We start from the raw sequence: 1,342 nt of genomic DNA, 5'->3' as shown, positions 1-1,342 counted from the left end.
GTGTTCCGCACCTGAACTGAATCGCCTGCGTGTCCATTCTGCCGCGATCTCGGCGTCGGGCCAATGACGTTGGGGAAGAAAATTGGAACGGATTGCGAACGAGTCAACCGCTAACTGTCTAGCGAGTTCGCTGATGGCAATGGGATCTTCCCGGCACGATGGGCAAATGCTCGCATCCAATTGTTGAAAACTTCACGCCGCGAGGGCTCGTTCTGGCAAGCCCGGATCTGGTGCATGATGGCATCGACGATCTTCTAATAGAGGCCGTCCGGCACGTCGATCAGCAGTGCCACTGAGGCCTGACAGGGAGTCCTGCTTCCCGAGTCGATCCATTGGACGGCGTCGCGACTGCAACGCTAATTCGGCAAGCGCTTCGGCGACGTTGCGTACGCGACCGAAAAACTCCGAACTCGGACCCGCGTTCCTCTGACCGAAGCTGGTATCGAGGCCGACCCCGCGTTGACCACGCCACATACTTGGCTAGCTGGATCAAGCTCCTGAAGCATGACCGCAGGGCGTTCACTACGGCCGCCGGCAAGGCGTTAGAAGCCAGCGACTATTTGCTTGGGCTTTCCGCGCAACGACGAGGCGAACTGAGGCAATTCATCTCTCGCTGGCGGTGCCATGTGGGGGCTTACAGTGCCTTCCAAAATTTTTTCTAGCCGAGTCTTGAACCGATTTTGAGCCCGCCCTAACTCATCTGCCGTCGAGGCCGTATGGCTCGGCGAGACTGGCGGCGCCGCATGGGCGGCGTCCCTTGTACCCATGTTGCTTCAAGGAGAATGTGGCTATGAGAACCTTTGACTCACTGTATCGCACCACCGTTGGTTTCGACCGTCTGTTTGATATGCTCGACAGCGGCACGCGGACTGACTGGCCACCCTACAACATCGAGAAGGTAGGTGAGAACGACTATCGCATCGCCATGGCGATCGCGGGGTTCAGCCCGGACGAGGTTGAACTGACCCAGCATGGCCCGGAGCTGGTTGTCGTGGGCCAGAAGGCCGATGACCAGAGCGGACGCCAGTTGCTCCACCAGGGCTTGGCCTATCGCAGCTTCCGGCAGTCGTTCAGGCTGGCCGACCATATGAAGATCAAGGCAGCCAACCTCGAGAACGGCCTCCTCACCGTCGACATTGTCCGCGAAATTCCCGARGAGCTGAAGCCGCGCCGCATCAGCATCGGGTCCGGCGATGCTGATGCGAGCAAGCAAATCTCGCAGGACACGGAACGCGCACGCCAAGCCGCCTGATCTTCTAAACTCATGAAGCTGCGGTCCGCCTCCCGGTCTCGACCGGGAGGCCCAATTGCGGAGAATGGAGATGCACACTCGCTATCAAAT

Annotated in this window: 1 protein-coding gene; it reads left to right on the top strand. The window is 59.2% G+C overall.

What is annotated here, in order from left to right:
- The first annotated feature begins 790 nt into the window (after nt 1-790).
- Complete coding sequence (locus AC1DX0_RS35920; protein ID WP_477223763.1) at nt 791-1,252, top strand: Hsp20 family protein; 462 nt, start codon at nt 791-793, stop codon at nt 1,250-1,252.
- Nucleotides 1,253-1,342: the final 90 nt, after the last annotated feature.

This window comes from Mesorhizobium sp. P3_A9 (assembly GCF_056402975.1).
The sequence above is the reverse complement of the archived record's forward strand: the minus strand, read 5'-3'. Positions and strand labels throughout refer to the sequence as shown.